16 protein-coding genes, 1 tRNA gene and 1 pseudogene are annotated in these 16,390 nt (G+C 41.3%); 12 read left to right on the forward strand and 6 right to left on the reverse strand.

What is annotated here, in order from left to right:
• The first annotated feature begins 3 nt into the window (after positions 1 to 3).
• The 5 genes from BpJC4_RS09420 (at position 4) to BpJC4_RS09440 (ending at position 5,622) form a co-directional block, all read left to right on the forward strand.
• Positions 4 to 1,263: an MFS transporter gene (locus BpJC4_RS09420; RefSeq protein WP_151679686.1), complete on the forward strand. Its 1,260-nt coding sequence runs from the start codon at positions 4 to 6 to the stop codon at positions 1,261 to 1,263.
• An 83-nt stretch (positions 1,264 to 1,346) separates the two neighbouring features.
• Positions 1,347 to 2,534, forward strand: a complete 1,188-nt coding sequence (locus BpJC4_RS09425) for a CaiB/BaiF CoA transferase family protein (protein WP_151679685.1) — start codon at positions 1,347 to 1,349, stop codon at positions 2,532 to 2,534.
• Positions 2,535 to 2,536: 2 nt separating this feature from the next.
• Entirely contained in the window at positions 2,537 to 3,418 is an 882-nt protein-coding gene (locus BpJC4_RS09430; protein ID WP_151679684.1) for a 3-hydroxyacyl-CoA dehydrogenase family protein, read from the forward strand.
• A 188-nt stretch (positions 3,419 to 3,606) separates the two neighbouring features.
• Positions 3,607 to 4,755 carry an acyl-CoA dehydrogenase family protein gene (locus BpJC4_RS09435; RefSeq protein WP_151697805.1) on the forward strand — a complete coding sequence of 383 codons (1,149 nt, stop codon included), beginning with the start codon at positions 3,607 to 3,609 and terminating at the stop codon, positions 4,753 to 4,755.
• A gap of 90 nt (positions 4,756 to 4,845) precedes the next feature.
• Positions 4,846 to 5,622 carry an enoyl-CoA hydratase/isomerase family protein gene (locus tag BpJC4_RS09440; protein WP_151697806.1) on the forward strand — a complete coding sequence of 259 codons (777 nt, stop codon included), beginning with the start codon at positions 4,846 to 4,848 and terminating at the stop codon, positions 5,620 to 5,622.
• Between the two features lie 353 nt (positions 5,623 to 5,975).
• On the opposite strand, the gene BpJC4_RS16330 is transcribed toward BpJC4_RS09440, so the two are convergent.
• Positions 5,976 to 6,299, reverse strand: coding sequence for a hypothetical protein (locus BpJC4_RS16330; protein WP_216643718.1), 324 nt, complete (start codon positions 6,297 to 6,299; stop codon positions 5,976 to 5,978).
• A gap of 161 nt (positions 6,300 to 6,460) precedes the next feature.
• Between BpJC4_RS16330 and BpJC4_RS09450 the strand changes: the two genes are divergently transcribed.
• From BpJC4_RS09450 to BpJC4_RS16345, 4 genes are all read left to right on the forward strand, one after another.
• Complete coding sequence (locus tag BpJC4_RS09450; protein ID WP_151679681.1) at positions 6,461 to 7,450, forward strand: D-isomer specific 2-hydroxyacid dehydrogenase family protein; 990 nt, start codon at positions 6,461 to 6,463, stop codon at positions 7,448 to 7,450.
• A gap of 140 nt (positions 7,451 to 7,590) precedes the next feature.
• Positions 7,591 to 7,830: an AAA family ATPase gene (locus BpJC4_RS16335; protein ID WP_216643719.1), complete on the forward strand. Its 240-nt coding sequence runs from the start codon at positions 7,591 to 7,593 to the stop codon at positions 7,828 to 7,830.
• A 335-nt stretch (positions 7,831 to 8,165) separates the two neighbouring features.
• Entirely contained in the window at positions 8,166 to 8,306 is a 141-nt protein-coding gene (locus BpJC4_RS16340) for a hypothetical protein (RefSeq protein WP_216643720.1), read from the forward strand.
• 398 nt (positions 8,307 to 8,704) lie between these two features.
• Positions 8,705 to 8,932, forward strand: coding sequence for a hypothetical protein (locus BpJC4_RS16345; protein WP_216643721.1), 228 nt, complete (start codon positions 8,705 to 8,707; stop codon positions 8,930 to 8,932).
• 158 nt (positions 8,933 to 9,090) lie between these two features.
• Here the strand turns inward: BpJC4_RS16345 and BpJC4_RS09465 are convergent.
• A pseudogene (locus tag BpJC4_RS09465) lies at positions 9,091 to 9,287 on the reverse strand (IS5/IS1182 family transposase); the annotation flags it as partial.
• A 235-nt stretch (positions 9,288 to 9,522) separates the two neighbouring features.
• On the opposite strand from BpJC4_RS09465, the gene BpJC4_RS09470 reads away from it, so the two are divergent.
• Entirely contained in the window at positions 9,523 to 9,762 is a 240-nt protein-coding gene (locus tag BpJC4_RS09470; RefSeq protein ID WP_151679680.1) for a YkuS family protein, read from the forward strand.
• Between the two features lie 374 nt (positions 9,763 to 10,136).
• Here the strand turns inward: BpJC4_RS09470 and BpJC4_RS09475 are convergent, their stop codons facing one another.
• Together BpJC4_RS09475 and BpJC4_RS09480 are read right to left on the reverse strand one after the other, a co-directional pair.
• The gene (locus BpJC4_RS09475) at positions 10,137 to 10,250 is read right to left on the reverse strand and encodes a hypothetical protein (RefSeq protein WP_151679679.1); all 114 of its coding nucleotides are present in this window, start codon (positions 10,248 to 10,250) and stop codon (positions 10,137 to 10,139) included.
• 1 nt (position 10,251) lies between these two features.
• Positions 10,252 to 10,572, reverse strand: a complete 321-nt coding sequence (locus BpJC4_RS09480) for a hypothetical protein (RefSeq protein WP_151697807.1) — start codon at positions 10,570 to 10,572, stop codon at positions 10,252 to 10,254.
• Positions 10,573 to 11,142: 570 nt separating this feature from the next.
• Between BpJC4_RS09480 and BpJC4_RS09490 the strand changes: the two genes are divergently transcribed.
• Positions 11,143 to 13,122 (forward strand): acetoacetate--CoA ligase, encoded by a 1,980-nt coding sequence (locus tag BpJC4_RS09490; RefSeq protein WP_151697808.1) that lies wholly within the window; start codon positions 11,143 to 11,145, stop codon positions 13,120 to 13,122.
• 546 nt (positions 13,123 to 13,668) lie between these two features.
• Here the strand turns inward: BpJC4_RS09490 and BpJC4_RS09495 are convergent.
• On the reverse strand, positions 13,669 to 14,418 hold the full coding sequence (locus tag BpJC4_RS09495) for an IS1380 family transposase (protein WP_253718637.1): 750 nt from the start codon (positions 14,416 to 14,418) through the stop codon (positions 13,669 to 13,671).
• Positions 14,419 to 14,980: 562 nt separating this feature from the next.
• On the opposite strand from BpJC4_RS09495, the gene BpJC4_RS09500 reads away from it, so the two are divergent.
• Positions 14,981 to 15,053, forward strand: a tRNA-Val gene (locus tag BpJC4_RS09500).
• 112 nt (positions 15,054 to 15,165) lie between these two features.
• Here BpJC4_RS09500 and BpJC4_RS09505 read toward each other — a convergent pair.
• Positions 15,166 to 16,320 carry a site-specific integrase gene (locus tag BpJC4_RS09505; protein ID WP_151697809.1) on the reverse strand — a complete coding sequence of 385 codons (1,155 nt, stop codon included), beginning with the start codon at positions 16,318 to 16,320 and terminating at the stop codon, positions 15,166 to 15,168.
• Between the last annotated feature and the right edge of the window lie 70 nt (positions 16,321 to 16,390).

Genomic DNA, 16,390 nt, shown 5'->3' on the forward strand with positions numbered 1-16,390 from the left:
CTTATGGAAAAACGCTCAAAATCGAAATTATGGATAATAGTGTTTATCACATCATTTCTTGGATTAATGGTAGACGCTATGGATTTACAAATGCTTTCATTAAGCCTTCCGCAATTAATGAAAGAGTTTAATATGTCTGAGGTGCAAGCGGGAACTTTGGGAACTTCGTCGTTAGCCGGTATGGCGATTGGCGGCATGATCGGAGGGTGGATGGCGGATCGTTTTGGCCGTGTACGTACGATATCCTGGACGATTATATTATTTTCGGTGGGTACCGCACTGCTTGTTCTTGCTGGCAGCTATGAACAATTTATAGTAATTCGCTTTATTTCCTCTCTTGGATTAGGTGCAGAATATGTAGTTGTAAACATGCTTATGGCAGAATATATTCCATCAAATAAGAGGACAACGGTGTTGGGAACGGTACAAGCTGGATGGTCGGTAGGATATCTTGTCGCTACACTGTTATCAGGTGCGATTTTACCTGAATTTGGTTGGCGACCTCTTTTTCTCATAGCATTAGTTCCAGTGTTAATCGCTATTTATACAAGATTTGTGATTCCAGAACCTGAGGGCTGGAAAGAAATTGTAAGAGAGAGATCAGAAGTTAAGAAGAATGAATGGATTCAAGTGTTAAGTAAGCCAAAATTAAGACTAAACTTTTTATTATGGACAGTAACAGCTCTTTTCTTGCAATTTGGTTATTACGGAGTTAACAGTTGGTTGCCAACTTATTTGGTAAATGAAGTAGGATATGATTTTAAAAACATGACAGGATACTTGGTTGGAACGTATACAGCTATGATTTTAGGAAAAATTTTGACTGGCAGATTAGCAGACATATTTGGGCGCCGGACCATGTTTGTCATTGGTGGACTAAGTACTGCGATAGCACTTCCGTTAATTATCCATTTCCAAAGCCCGGGAAATATTGTTGTGTTGCTTACTGTATTTGGGTTTCTCTACGGCATGCCTTATGCAGTGAATGCCACATACATGAGTGAAAGTTTTCCAACGCATGTACGAGGTACGGCAGTGGGTGGGGCTTATAATATAGGTAGAGCGGGGGCTGCGTTTGCTCCTGTTGTCATTGGCATGATTGCGACGCAACAATCTATTGGCTTAGGGCTGGCATCCCTTGGTATTGCTTATGCATTGTGCGGTATAATTCCAGCACTTTTTATTCGTGAAAAAATGTACGAACCTTTTGAAAAAAAGGCTCCCCAAGATTCAGAGCAAGGTCAGCTAAATTCTGGAATTTAATAGAAATAATCACCAAATACGGATAATGATTCTATTTATAAGAAATTATCTATGTAAACAATGCAAATTGAGGGGGCTTTTGAATGTCTGGACCATTAGAAGGGATAAAAGTTGTGGAACTTTCGAGAACATTGGCAGGCCCTTTTTGCAGTATGCAATTGGCTGATATGGGGGCAGATGTTATAAAGATTGAACAGCCGGAGATTGGAGATGAGACTCGCAGTTATGTTCCTCCTGATATTAAAGGAGAATCTTGTTACTTTATGAGTTTGAATAAAAACAAAAAAGGTATGACATTAAACTTAAAGACGAAAGAAGGTCAACATATTGTAAAGAAGCTCGTGAAGAATGCAGATGTACTCATTGAAAATTTTAGAAATGGTACGATGGAAAAATTCGGCTTAGGGTATGACGTACTGAAAGAAATAAACCCTCGGCTAGTGTATTGCGCAGTCAGTGGATTTGGAAGAACGGGCCCATTGAAGGATGAGCCTGCGTATGATTTGCTTATGCAGGGATTCGGAGGATTAATGAGCGTAACTGGAGAGGCTGATGGCGCTCCGGTTAAAGTTGGTTTTTCAATTGTTGATTTGGCTACAGGGCTTTATGCATCTTTTGGAGTTGTTTTAGCATTGTTGGTTAGAGAAAAGACTGGAAAAGGTCAATATGTAGAAGCCTCTTTGCTGGATACAATTGTTTCGCTTTCAAGTTATTTAGGACAAAGTGTTTTAGCTACAGGAAAAATCCCGGGGAGATTAGGCTCTGCCCATCCCAATCTCGTTCCTTATCAAGCATTTGAGGCAAAGGACGGCTATGTAATTATTGCAGTACCAAATGATTGGCTGTGGAGAAAAATGTGCGACGCCCTTGGTCTTCAAAATTTAAAGAATCATCCCAAATATGCAGTGAATGAAAATCGAGTGGCGAATCGCGAAGAACTTGTAGAGATACTCACGGCATATACGAAAACAAAAAGTTCATTGGAAATTATCGAATGTCTGAACCAGGCAGGTGTGCCCAGCGGCCACATTCATAACCTTGCTCAAGTACTGGCCCATCCACAGATAAAATATCGGGAGATGATCCAGGAAGTAGAGCATCCTACTATCGGCATGATGAAAATGCTTGGAATTCCAATCAAATTATCAGATACACCGGGGTCAGTCCGAAAAGCACCTCCTTTGTTAGGTGAAAACACAGAAGAAGTGCTAATTCAACTTGGATACAGTAATGAAGATATTGAAAATTATAAAAAAAGAGGGATTATATAATAATGGTCAATCGTATTGCTGTGATTGGCGGCGGCACAATGGGGCGGGGGATTGCCTATACCGCTGCCATATCAGGATTTGAAGTAACTTTGCAGGATATATCAACAGAAGCTGTTGAAATTGCAAGAGAATATATTGAAGCTCTTCTTGGTAAGAGCAGGGAAAATGGATATGTGCAACAGCATCAGGAAATTTGGGCTAAGAAAAATCTGTATTATACTACGGAATTGCAAAAAGCAGTAAGCAAAGCAGACCTAGTCATCGAAGCCGTACCGGAAATTATAGAGCTGAAGATCGAAGTATTTAAGCAATTAGACAAGTACGCCCCGGCGCATGCCGTACTTGCTACGAATACATCTACAATGAGCCCGACAGAAATCGCCGCTTCCACGACCAGGCCTGATCAGTGCATAGCGATGCATTTCTTTAACCCGGTTCATCAGATGAAACTCATTGAAATCATTCGGGGATTGGATACATCTGGGGAGACGATTGAAATCGTAAAACAAGCCGCTGAAAAAATGGGGAAAGTGCCGGTTGAGGTCAATGAATTTCCAGGTTTTGTTACAAGCCGGATGAACTGTCTGATTGGAAATGAAGCCATGAATATGCTCATGGAAGGTGTAGCTTCAATTGAAGATATCGACAAAGCTATAAAGTACGGTCTAAATCATCCGATGGGTCCCCTTGAATTAGCAGATCTTGTAGGTCTGGACACCCGTTTGCGAAATATGGAATATTTGTATCGTCATTTAGGTGAAAAGTACCGGCCTTCTCCTATTCTTGTAAAATATGTAAAAGCCGGTCGTTTAGGAAGAAAATCAGGCAGAGGTTTTTACGATTACAGCGATGTCAATAAATTAGGAAGTAATGAGGCGCAATGACCTGCTTTGGCTAAGCTTTTGCTCTGTAAAAATTAACTGTTTATTCTGATGAAATTTTATATACGCATAAATTTGCAGAAATCATGTCGGTAAAAGCTTGTGGAACGCCCGCGAAAGCGAATTTTGTGATGAGCGGCTGTTTCCGATAACAGGGCTTATACATTAAATGAGAAAGGAAAGTGGATAATGTGGATTTTCAATTACCTGAGGATATCCAACTATTGAGGCAGAGTATTCGGGAATTTGTTGATTGTGAAGTTGAACCCCTTACCGCAGAAATTGAAGAGCAAGATGAAATTCCTAAAAAAATCATGGACATGTCCAAAGAAATGGGTTTATTTGGTCTGAGTATACCTGAAGAATACGGCGGAGCAGGGATCGGAATGGTTGGCAAGTGTGCCATTTATGAGGAATTGGGAAGAACCCATAATGGTTATACTACTGTGATCGGTGCCCACACCGGGATTGGGTCGGTTGGAATTGTAGAGATGGGGAATGAGGCACAAAAGAAAAAATATTTGCCTCCGATGGCGAGAGGTGAAATGATCGGTGCCTTTGCCTTAACAGAACCTGAAGCAGGCTCGCATGCTTCAAACCTGAAAACAACAGCCGTAAAAAAAGGGGATAAATATATTTTAAATGGCAGCAAACATTATATCACCAATGCGCCAATCGCAAGTGTTTTCACGGTGATGGCAGTGACAGACCCGTCTAAAGGGGCAAAAGGCATTACTTCATTTATTGTAGAAAAAGATTTTCCGGGCTTCGTGATAGGTAAAAAAGAAAAGAAAATGGGGCTTCATGGATCCCATTCCGCGGAAATTTTCTTTGAAGATTGCGAAGTGCCGGCAGAAAATGTACTTGGACGGGAAGGTGAAGGATATGTAAACGCTTTAAAAATACTTGCGAATGGCCGGGCGGGGCTTGCGGCACGCAATTTAGGTTCCTGTGAAAAGCTTTTAGAGATGTCCATCCAACACGCAAATACGAGAATCCAGTTCGGCAAACCGATTTTTGAGCAGCAGATTATCCAGCATTATTTAGCGGAAATGGCCCTCGATATTGAAGCATTAAGAAGCATGACATACCGTGTCGCATGGATGGTTGATCAAAAAATGAAGGTGATTAAGGAAGCAGCAATGGTAAAATTGCTCGGCTCCGAAGTTTATAACCGCGTGGCAGACAAAGCACTGCAAATCCATGGTGGCATTGGTTATATTTCCGATTATCCAATCGAGCGTTTTTATCGGGATGCGAGAATAACAAAAATATATGAAGGAACGTCCGAAATTCAAAAAAATATAATTGCCGCACAATTGAAAAAACAATATATATAATTTACGTATATATTTTTTCTAATATTATTTATATCATTGTCATATTAATCCAGTTCACTATACTTAGAGATTGAAAAAGGATGGTTTACAATGAATTATCAAAATATATTAATAGAGCAAGAACAAAAAATTGCAGTCATTAAGATCAATCGTCCTGAAGTTAGAAATGCCCTTGATGCACAAACTTTAAATGAAATTAGCCTTGCCTTTGACCATTTGGAAAATGATGATGAAACCGGGGTTATTGTGATTACGGGGGAGGGAGAAAAATCATTTGCTGCCGGAGCCGATATTCGGCAGCTAAGAAATAAGACGCCTTTAGACGCCCTTTTACCGGGAATGTCAGGTGTCTTCCGCAGAATTGAAAACTGCAGAAAAGCAACAATTGCTGCTGTTAATGGTTATGCGTTAGGGGGCGGGTGTGAACTGGCGCTTGCCTGTGATATCCGCATTGCAGCTGATCATGCAAAATTCGGGCTGTCGGAACTCAATTTATCAATTATTCCCGGAGCCGGGGGGACCCAGCGATTAGCACGGATTATAGGAAAAGGAAGAGCGATGGATTTGATTCTGACGGGAGAATTTTTAACCGCGAAGGAAGCAGAAGCGATCGGCTTAGTTTCCAAAGCTGTGCCTATGAATGCATTGTGGCAGTTCGTCAAGGCTAAAGCAGAAAAGATATTATCCAAAGGGCCATTAGCTGTCAGATTGGCAAAACATGTTATTCACTATGGATTTGACGCTGATATGGAAACAGCACTCTTGTTTGAAAAAATGGCACAGGCTGTAATATTTGGTTCTAAAGATAAAAACGAAGGAACACAGGCCTTTCTTGAAAAAAGGGAGCCCCGTTTTACAGGAATGTAATTTTTCACTCGAAAGACAGTTTAACTGAAAAGAGGGGCTGTCTTAAAAGCCCTTTTTAAACAAGAAAACCCACCGGTATAATTTTTCCCGACGGTTTTTCTCCATTTCCGGCTTTCTTTCTGAAGCAGGCGGTTCTTTTTCGCCTGCTTCAGAAAGTTGTGGCTTGGCAACCAACCCGAATTCGATATTTACAGACCACTCAGGCAGACATACCCGAGCTGGGGCCCGCGAAGCGAATATCGCAATAATTAACAATGTCCAATAACATGCCTTGCATTAAAAAAGGGGTTCCCATAGACAAGAGGTTGAAAAATTTTTTCATTTTTCAAAGCGGACAACAGTTGCGAAGTTGTTCAGCCCGAAACAACCGAATTGGTTACAGAAAGATGCATTTCTTTTCCGATAAAATATGGTAATGCATGTTGGGACGGCTGGTTGTTATTTAAGCCCAAATTGTAACCGAAAGTGATCGAATCCCTGAGCGCAACGAGAGACTGTTTGGGGTGTTTGCCATGCCCGTGATGGCTGCCCTTGCAGTGTTTCCCTGCCTCAAACGCGGATGGGGATAGGACCGCCACTGCCAATGTGAGCACTGCAAAATGGTCAAAATCTTTTTCTTCAGCATTCGATTTCTCATCCCATAAAATGATAGCCTTTACATCAAAAGTTTTTTTCACATTGATTTCATTATAACATAACGCATAATGAAGTTATAAACAATAAATTTTGAGTATTCAATTAAGAACAAAATATTGAGCAAAACAAAAAAAATTAATTTCTCAATTTTTCTTTGTTACAATGAAAATAATAAAAGCATTACATGAAAGGAAGCTGGAAAATGAAAAAAGTTGTTGTTTATGAACCACGGCCGGATGAAATGCCGTTATTTCAAAAATTTGCGGATGAGCTTGGGCTGGACATCAAGTATGTAGATGGCGTATTAACTCCCGAAACCGCAGCGGAAGCAAAAGGGGCAGAAGGGGTGACGATCCTCGGAAACTACCCTGTCGGCCAAGACACTTTTAAAGCATTAAGTGAAGCCGGCGTAAAGTATATCGGCCTCAGAACAGCAGGCTATAACAATATCGATCGGGAAGCGGCAAAAGCATATGGCATCCGCTTTTCCAATGTGACCTATTCGCCATATTGCGTCGCCGATTTTGCAACAATGCTCATCCTTATGTGCATCCGGAAAGCAAAACAAATTTTCTACCGTACGAATGCGCAGGATTTTTCTTTGGAAGGCATCCAGGGGAGGGAAATGCGCAACTTGACGGTTGGGATTATCGGTGCCGGACGGATCGGCAGCATTGTGGCAAAAAATCTGTCCGGATTCGGCTGCAGGGTGATTGCTTACGATATAGTGGAGAGGGACGAGCTGCGCGGTCTTCTCGAATATGTGACATTTGATGAGCTGCTGGCGGAAAGCGATGTGATCACACTGCACACGCCGCTGTTTGAAAGTACATACCATATGATTAACCGTAAAACAATTGCGAAAATGAAAGACGGCGCCTGCCTGATCAACTGTGCACGCGGGGCTGTCGTGGATACGGAGGCGCTAATTGCGGGGATTGAGTCGGGTAAAATTGGCGCAGCCGGGATCGATGTGCTTGAAGGGGAAGAAGACATCTTCCATTACGACCGCCGCACGGATATTTTAGGTCACAGGCAACTTGCGGTATTAAGATCGTTCCCGAATGTCATCGTTACCCCGCACACCGCTTTTTACACCGACCAGGCAGTCAGCGACATGGTTGAACTAGCCCTCAGATCGCTCGTTTCTTTTATCGAGACCGGCGAGAGCAGTTTTGAGATTAAAAATTAAAATGAAAAGTACGGGATCTAACGGTTCCATGATTTTTTATTTTGAGAAAAATACGCAAAATTGTATGAATGAATTGACTTTTGGCCAGACTGATGCATATATTTAGATTTGCAGAAAAACTGCAAAAAGGAGATTAGGAAATGCTCCTTGAATTTAAAATAAAAAACTATAAATCATTTTTAGATGAATTGGTCTTTACGATGGTCCCTGCACCAAAACAGAAAGGGCTGGATTACAGTATTTTAAAGGAAAAAATTGGTTTAAAAGTTTATAAAGGGTTATCCAGTGCGGTGATTTACGGACCGAATGCCTCCGGAAAAACGAATCTTATTGGTGCAATGGAAGTATTTAAAGCGATTGTTTTACGCGGAAATATCTGAAACAGCGACCAAAACTACGGAGCGAATGTTGCGGCCGCCAAATTGGAATTAATACCGAATTTAAGCAATGAAGAAAGGCTTCCCACATTTTTTTCGGTTGTTGTCGATGAATTTGATGCTTCCATCCATCCAAAGGCGTTAATGAGCATTGTAAATGTATTTCATAATGATGATATTAAAAAAATGCACAGCTCATCTTCAATACCCATAATCCGATATTTTTAAATTCGAATTTATTTCGCCGAGATGAAATTAAGTTTGTAGAACGGGATGAGGAAACGTATAACAGCACCCATTATGCACTTTCCGACTTTGGCACAGCGGGAAAAAATGGAGTGCGGAAAAATGAAGATTATATGAAAAATTACTTTATCAGCCAGTACGGCGCCATTAAAGATATCGATTTTACCCCTATTTTCGAAGAATTGGTTAATGGAGAAAGAGGGTTAGAGGATGGCCGCCAAGAAGATCAATAAAAAATACTATTTTACCGTAGAAGGAGAAACTGATGGTATTTAAAATGGCTGGAAAAGCTAATAAATCATGAAGCTTCAGCCGCAACATACGGTAACCCTTGATTGTAAAGTTGAGCGAACCCCTTTAAAACGGGTGAAATCTTTAAATGTCATCAGCAGAACCGAAATTACGCATTTCTTTGATTGTAAGTAAAGCACATGCTAAGCAGTTTCAAATTACACTTGACTTGCTAAAGAAGGCTTCTGTGGGAAAACAAATAAAATATCATGCCGGGTACAGCAATTTTACTTTCGAACTGTAGATCGTCTTACACAAAATAGACTGTAACACATCCTTTACCCACAGAAGCCAGTATCTCCAGCCTATTAATAGAGCTTATGGTGAATCTTTTACTGATTTGGATGAATATAAAGAAGAAGGAAATTTCAGGAGAATACTGGCACAAATAGATTTAGCGGATGTTAAAAATGCAATTGACCGTTCTAAATGGATTATGAATAGAAATCATGAAAATCAGCTCAAACTGGTGAAATATAAAGGATTTGAGTATTTTGAAGATAACCCTTCCCTTGCCGTTTGGGAATCTATTGAAAGAATTTTAATAGATTGCAAGCTTAAATCATGAAAACAAAGAAAATGATAAAAATTCTTTTATGCTACGCGGGGGGGGGGGGGTTCTCCTCAAACGCGTTGGCCTCCAAATTGCAGAAGGACAAACGCGAAAACCATATTGAAAACTGTTGAGATTGAAGTACTCCTCTTTAATATGTACTAACTCGTTCTACGGCGTTTGAAAATCGTTTTCCATGCCTTTGACCATTGGGCCGGTGCTGTTATATTTTCGAAGGTCTGCTGTGATCTTTACTTTGTACACTTTCTAGCAGATACCTTCATTTGTCAGCGGGCAGTCAACGCATTCATTCGGTCCAGTTATATTTCAGCGTTTCATATTTGGCATCATAGCTGTCGTAACGAACGGACTCAATTTTTTCAAGATCAGCGTCTTCAGGGGTGATTACTGCGCCCCCATCCCATGTTGACCGACACAAGGTTTTGCGACAGCTGCTCATGTGAGGGTATAAGGGATCCTTTGACTTCCAAATTGGGTGGAGGGCATCTGGATCATCCTTACTGGTTATTAAACCAGCAGATGAAAAGAAAAAGTCATGTAATTTCTAAATAAATGGGCATGATAAACATGAGGAGGTGTTAAAAATGGCAGTAATTGGTGTAGAAGAATCTTTAACAAATGTGCAGGAAGCCTTGCGCGAAAAAGGGTATGATGTCAAAACGATTAAAGGCGAGTCGGACGTTCAAGGCTGTGACTGTTGTGTCGTAACCGGCAGCGAGATGAACGCCATGGGGATCCACGACACGATGACTCGTGCTTCGATTATTGATGCAAAAGGCATGTCTGCTGACGAGGTCGTAAAGGAAGTCGAAAGCAGAATGTAACGGAAGAAGGCTGAGGGGAACGCCCCAGCCTTTTATTAATCATGCAACAAATTCGTTCTTTTTTGTGGGTCCACGACTGAGCGCTCTTTCCGGTTTTGCAAATCAGCGGGAAAATTCAGCGGACTTTCCAGAGAAATCAGCGGTAATGTCCAAATATCAGCGAAGGAACAGAAACAGCAGAAAGAAAAGACGTTGTCCTTTCTGAAATTTCTCTTTTTATGCGCAGCCCACGGATCTGTGCGATGTTAACAATTATTGCAAATACTCAGTCCTCTGCTCCTCTGTTCCTTTTGTCACTTCCGCAAAGATATTTCCGTTTTGATCATGTTGAACAAAGCGCTGGTTTTGTAAAAGTTTTTCCAGGTCGCCGATTGTCACGAGCGGGCGTGGCGTTTCAATTCATACCTCAATTCCCCATTTTCCTCAATGGTTCCAGTCTGGATATCCTCGATGCGTGAAATTCCGGCCATCCACAATCTTTTTGCCATTTCATCCACGGTTAAACGCAGCTTCGGCCTGGTTTATCCCATTTGCAATGACAGGCACGGATTTGCACCGGATCACGGTTTCCGCAGCATTCCATTTCAATGTGATCCATTCTATTACCGCCAAGAAGCCGAAAAAAGTGCCGGCTGCCAATATGGATGCCGCAAGCCCTTTACCTGATACTTCCAATCCGATAATCGTACCAATCGAAATCAAAACAGCCAGCTGCGGGACAGTCATTTGCGAATCGATTTCCTTCCACCCAATCTCAGTATAATGGTGCCCGCAACTGCCAGAACAAGAGATTTCCAAAATACAGTCCACACAAAACCAAGCCTCTTGTTTTTATAAAATTTAAAAAAACGCCAAATAACATGGTGCTTTTATTGCTGATTATTGTTGTTTTTCATTCTGTCTGCTGCATTGCTGACAGCATTTACGTTGCATCAACCGCATTCATCGCTACATCTTCAGTAGTTTCCAGCCCTTTATGGACGGCATGGAAAGCAGCACTCGCCGTATTTTTAATACTTTCCGCAATGTTTTTGCCGTTTTGCTGATTATTTTTTGTTGATTCGGCATTCTGTTCACCTCCTGTACAAGCAGTAGCATATGCAATGCAGGACGGTTTATACGAAAAACTAAATCCGTCTATTTGGTAGGATTACTATAATCCTAGAGATAAAAGGTCCATCCAAATAACTATTGACGAAATATTTATGATTGTGATAAAATATCAAAAACGATAACGCTTACACCTATTCATGTCTCTTTATGATGACAATTCAATCGTTCAAAACCTTATACAACAACATTCTGGACGCTGGATGGAAAGAGTAACCGGAGTGATTTACGCTACAGGGTTTCGTTCGGTATAAGAGGGGGGGGATTGAAATAAAAGCGGTTACAGAAGGGGTGTTATTGTGGAAACCGTCCCAGGAGCGGATTAAACATGCCGGTATCAGCCGATTTAGAAAATGGCTGCAACAAGAATATGGTTTAAATTTTGAAATCCACCAGGAACTTTGGAAATGGTCGGTGGATGAACTTGAACTGTTTTGGGAAAGTATTTGGAAATATTGCAACATCATCTCCCACACACCTTACCAACAAGTCCTAAACTCTAGAACAATGCCGGGGGCCAAATGGTTTGCCGGTTCCACACTGAATTATGCCGAACATGTTTTTCGCAACAGCAGAGAAAATCAGTCCGCAATCATTTTCAAATCGGAAACGGTGCCCAAAAAAGAAGTCAGTTGGAAGGAGCTTCAGGAAAAAACGGCGAAGGTGGCATTGTTTTTAAAAAAATGTGGCGTCCAAAAAGGGGAGCGGGTCGTCGCCTATATGCCGAACATTCCTGAAACAGTGATGGCGTTTTTGGCGTGTGCAAGCATCGGGGCTATTTGGTCGTCGTGTTCCCCGGATTTTGGAAATGATAGTGTCATCGAACGGTTCAAACAAATCGAACCCGTCGTTTTATTTTCCGTTGACGGCTATTCCTATAACGGTAAAATTTATGATAAACGAAAGAATATTGCAGAACTCCAGGCGGCTTTACCCACTTTGAAGAAAACGATTGTGTTGCCTTATATTTTCGGTAATGTGGAAACGGACGATAGGACCATTTCTTGGAATGACCTCTTAGAGGGGAAGGCCGAAATGGAATACGAATATGTGCCGTTTGACCATCCGCTGTGGATTTTATTTTCTTCTGGTACGACAGGATTGCCAAAGCCGATTGTGCAGGGGCAGGGCGGCATCCTCATGGAACACCTGAAAATTTTAAAAGTGGAGCAGGGAGTGGAACCGGAGGATATTTATTTTTGGTTCACGGCAACAGGGTGGATGATGTGGAACCTTCTTATTGGCAACCTTTTGGCGGGCTGCACGATTGTCCTTTATGATGGTAGCCCGGCACATCCGGGAATCGATACATTGTGGGATCTGGCGGAAGACGCGGGGGTTACGCATTTTGGCACCAGTGCCGGTTTCATAAATGTATGCATGAAATCGGGCGTTAAGCCGAATGAAAATCATAACTTTTCTAGGCTAAAAGCCATTTTGTCAACCGGTTCGCCCCTGCCGGCAGAAGGATTTGTATGGGCATATGAAAATGTGAAAGAAGATTTATGGGTTGTTTCCACGAGCGGCGGTACGGATGTGTGTACGGCGTTTGTCGGCGGCTCGCCTGTGCTGCCGGTCTATGCGGGGGAAATCCAAACACGTGGTTTAGGCGCACACATTCAAGCATTTGACGATGAGGGTAACCCGCTTGTCAATGAGGTTGGAGAATTGGTGATTACCGATCCGATGCCATCCATGCCCCTTTACTTTTGGGGGGATGAAAAGTACAAACGGTATCTCGAAAGTTATTTTGATGTGTATCCGGGCGTGTGGAGGCATGGGGATTGGATAAAAATCGACGAGAAGGGCAGCTGTGTCATTTATGGCCGTTCAGACTCCACGATCAACCGGCAGGGTGTACGTATGGGGACGAGTGAAATTTACCGCGCAGTGGAAGGCATTGATGAGATCGTGGAGAGTCTGGTCATTGACTTGGAACATCTCGGAAGAAAATCATTCATGCCGCTTTTTGTCGTTCTAAGACCCGGCCGGCATATGGGCGCTGAACTAAAAGACAAAATCAAAGCTGAAATAAGGGGTAAGGTCTCGCCACGGTTTGTCCCTGACGAAATTTATGAAGTCGAACAAATCCCAAAAACATTGAGCGGAAAGAAATTGGAAGTCCCGATCCGCAAAATTTTACTCGGGTTCCCGGTTGAAAAAGTGGTCAACCAAGGATCAATGGCAAATCCCGAGTCCTTAAACTTTTTCATTGAACTGGCAAAAACGATAAACGGGCTGGAAGAGTAAATCATTAGTAGGAAAGTATACGAAAAAAAGGGGCTGTCCCAAAGTCGGTAGATTGACGTGGGGGCACCCTTTTTTCATGTAAGGTAATGTGATGGGACAGACTCATTATTTTATGAATAAAAAAAGATTTTTATGTATGAGTGAATTTCAAAATTCCAAGTCCTTGTGTCCCAAGGTATTCAAAACATAAAAAAGGAAGTACCTCCCCAAGTCTTGTATAATAGTACCTGAATCCGTGACGAAAACCTAATCAACGGTGTTAGTAGGTAGATTTTTCAGGCTGAATTCCGAAAAGTAACTGATGTTTTGTGAAATTGTATTTTGCTGCTTTGGTGTATTTTAAAAGCGCTTTTAAAGGTCAATTTTTAGGCATGCCAAAAAAACTTGCCGTTTCTAATTTTTGCAAGTTTCCCTGTTAACTATGGATTTTATGGCGGTATTAGAAAAAGGCATAGTAGCTTTCAAAGGTTGGACGCCATTTGTTGGTCACGCTGACTTTCAGTTTCCACTGGTGCCCCTGATGAACCAGCTTTGATGCCATCGTGATCATTGAATGACTGTCCGGATTCTCCTCCTCGCGGCTTTCTTTTTAAGAGGGGCATCCTGTTCTTTCAAGCTTTCCTGGACGATCATGCGAAACAGATTATACGCGAACACGCCGAAATGAAGAATCAGGCCGTTGGTTTCATACTTTCCGGATGGCAGGCGCTCAAGATCCAGCTCTGATTTGATCTCACTGTGGAACTGTTCGCATGTGCCGTGATCGTGATAGAGCGAAATGATGACATTGGACGGGACATTCAAGGTCGTCCAGTAAGTTTCAAATTCATATGCAGGGATCAAAAAAATCTGGCCATCTCTACTGATGGTTCTTTCGATCACTTTGAAAACTTTCCGGATGGTTCGCTGCCGGCCGTTCACTTCAATAGTTGTGGGATGTCCAAGGTAGACTTTCTTTCCTTCCTGTTCTTCGCAGCACATGCCGTGTTTTTGGGCGATTTCAAGCCAGTCCTCTGCTTTTTCCTTGCGGGGATTGCGTTTAATAATAAAATTTGTTTCATTTTCCAGGAAAATAACGATGTTATCCCGGCTGTCATTTCCGGAATCAAGCCTGAAAAGTAACGGCTTGTCTGTCAGCTTTTTGGCGGATTGCAAGGTTTTCCGGATAAAATCCGGTGTTCCGTTTTGGCAGTGTACTCTTCCTTTGCGCATCTCAACATTCAGACAATAGCCTTCCTGCCCGATGTAAGCGAACATGGGGGCGTAACCGTCGCAGCCTTTATAGGTTCTTTCCACGCCCTCCTTCAATAAAGTTAAGTTTTCTCTTGAATACTCACTCATTCTTAAAATTTCATAGGTGTTTAATTTACACCAAATAGCTGTCACACCTTCAAACGAGTTTATACAGAATATTCTTACAGGGTATGTCCCATCCTCACGACCGAACTGGATAAGTTTGGTAAATAAAAGGATATAACCGTGTGTAAGATCTCCACACGACTCACGGTCTCTCACCCTCCTATATCTCTCCGGATCAGGGTCCATACATTCCTTCGCCCTGCGTATCCATGAGGTGGAGGCGGATATGCTCCTTTCCGGTTAGATATTGTAAATATGCTTACTCTTGACTACTTGTCTAGACAAAAGAAATGCAAATGATTATGATAATAAAATAGTCGAAGCAAAATCGCGAAAGCACTCAAAAACCCCTTGCCTTAATGGCAAAAGGGGCGTGTTCCTTTCAATCAATGCATTTTACCGAAATACCCTGCAGTTTTTTAAAAAAGTCTTTTAAAAATTGTATTGACAAAGTACCGCATCCCTTATATACTAAACATTGTCCAAATCAGTTTTATATGATTCCGTAGCTCAGCTGGGAGAGCGCCACCTTGACAGGGTGGAGGTCGCTGGTTCGAGCCCAGTCGGAATCACTAAAGTGGAAGGCTTGAAATCCTTGCGTATCAAGGGTTTCAAGCTTTTTCGTTTTATTAGCAATTGTGTTAAAATCTCCGTGATTTAAAAACTTGCACAAAACTTGCACCTTTAGTGAACTAAAGGGTTTTGACTCTGTTTTAACAGGGCATTTTCAAATTTCTCTGCCGCTTGCTCTTGTAAATCATCACTGACATGTGAATATAAATCTAAAGTTATACCAACGCGAGAATGTCCCAGCCGCTCGCTAACCACTTTTGGATTTTCGCCTTGCTGCATTAAGATGGTTGCATGTGTATGCCGCAAATCATGGAAACTTATACGTGGCACATTTGCTTCTTCGATCAAGCGATAAAATTGTCGTAATAAGTTTCGTGGATCAAGAGGTTTTCCGTCATCGGTGCAGACAATTAAATTGTTATTTTGGTATTGAATACCCAATTTCTCCTTTTGAAATTCTTGTTTTTGTTTATGTTTCTTTAATACATTTACAACATGTTGAGAAATTGAAATTTGTCTTTTCGATTTTTTTGTTTTAGGCTCTTTAAAAATTAATCCTTTGCCTGAGACAAAGCATAAGCTGCGCTTGATGCGGATTTTCTTATTCTCAAAATCCACGTCATCCCATTTTAATCCTAAAACTTCTCCACGTCGCATTCCTGTGAAAATCGCAAGAAGGTAAGGAATCTCCATAGAGCTATTTTTAATCAGATTCTGAAATCGATTTACCTCATCTACTGTCCATGTTATTTTTTCTTCACTTTTTACTTTGGGTGGTTTAGCATTCTTTACAGGATTCACTTTAATCAACGACCATCTTACAGCTTGATCAAATGCTTGATTGAGCAAATTATGCATTTGTCGGATATATGCACCTGAATACCCGCTGTCTAACTTGTCTACATAAAAACTGTCAATATCAAATGTTGTAATTTCATTAATTTTTTTATGTTGGAAATATTTCATAATATGATTTCTGATTACATATTCCCTGCTTTTTGCGGTAGTTATTTCTACTGTTCTTTTATAAGAGGTGTTAAACCACCGCTCCATGAACATCGAAAAATCTTCTGTACTTTCTTTAAAATAACTTCCATTATCGACTTGGTTTTTAATTTTAAGAAGTTCTTTCTTCGCTTCAGTCTTTGTACGAAACGGTCCGAAACTTGCTTGCTTTCTCTTACCAGTAACGGGATCTTTCCCTACATCGATACGAAAATAAAATCCTTTTTTCTTTTCCTTAATTAACTTGTCAAAGTTCATCATTACACCCCATTCCTAGTTTGAACTTGGAATAGTGTGTAGTATGTGGTTAAGTAAATACTATCAAAATAAT

Source organism: Weizmannia acidilactici (genome assembly GCF_008974185.1).
GTDB classification, from domain to species: Bacteria; Bacillota; Bacilli; order Bacillales; family Bacillaceae_C; genus Weizmannia; species Weizmannia acidilactici.

Coding starts and splice junctions, on each gene's coding strand:
- BpJC4_RS16335 (WP_216643719.1), top strand. CDS start 7,591: ATGCTCCTTGAATTTAAAATAAAAAACTATAAATCATTTTTAGATGAA.
- BpJC4_RS09470 (WP_151679680.1), top strand. CDS start 9,523: ATGGCAGTAATTGGTGTAGAAGAATCTTTAACAAATGTGCAGGAAGCC.
- BpJC4_RS09440 (WP_151697806.1), top strand. CDS start 4,846: ATGAATTATCAAAATATATTAATAGAGCAAGAACAAAAAATTGCAGTC.
- BpJC4_RS09450 (WP_151679681.1), top strand. CDS start 6,461: ATGAAAAAAGTTGTTGTTTATGAACCACGGCCGGATGAAATGCCGTTA.
- BpJC4_RS09475 (WP_151679679.1), bottom strand. CDS start 10,250: ATGGCAAAAAGATTGTGGATGGCCGGAATTTCACGCATCGAGGATATC.
- BpJC4_RS09505 (WP_151697809.1), bottom strand. CDS start 16,320: ATGATGAACTTTGACAAGTTAATTAAGGAAAAGAAAAAAGGATTTTAT.
- BpJC4_RS09425 (WP_151679685.1), top strand. CDS start 1,347: ATGTCTGGACCATTAGAAGGGATAAAAGTTGTGGAACTTTCGAGAACA.
- BpJC4_RS09420 (WP_151679686.1), top strand. CDS start 4: ATGGAAAAACGCTCAAAATCGAAATTATGGATAATAGTGTTTATCACA.
- BpJC4_RS09430 (WP_151679684.1), top strand. CDS start 2,537: ATGGTCAATCGTATTGCTGTGATTGGCGGCGGCACAATGGGGCGGGGG.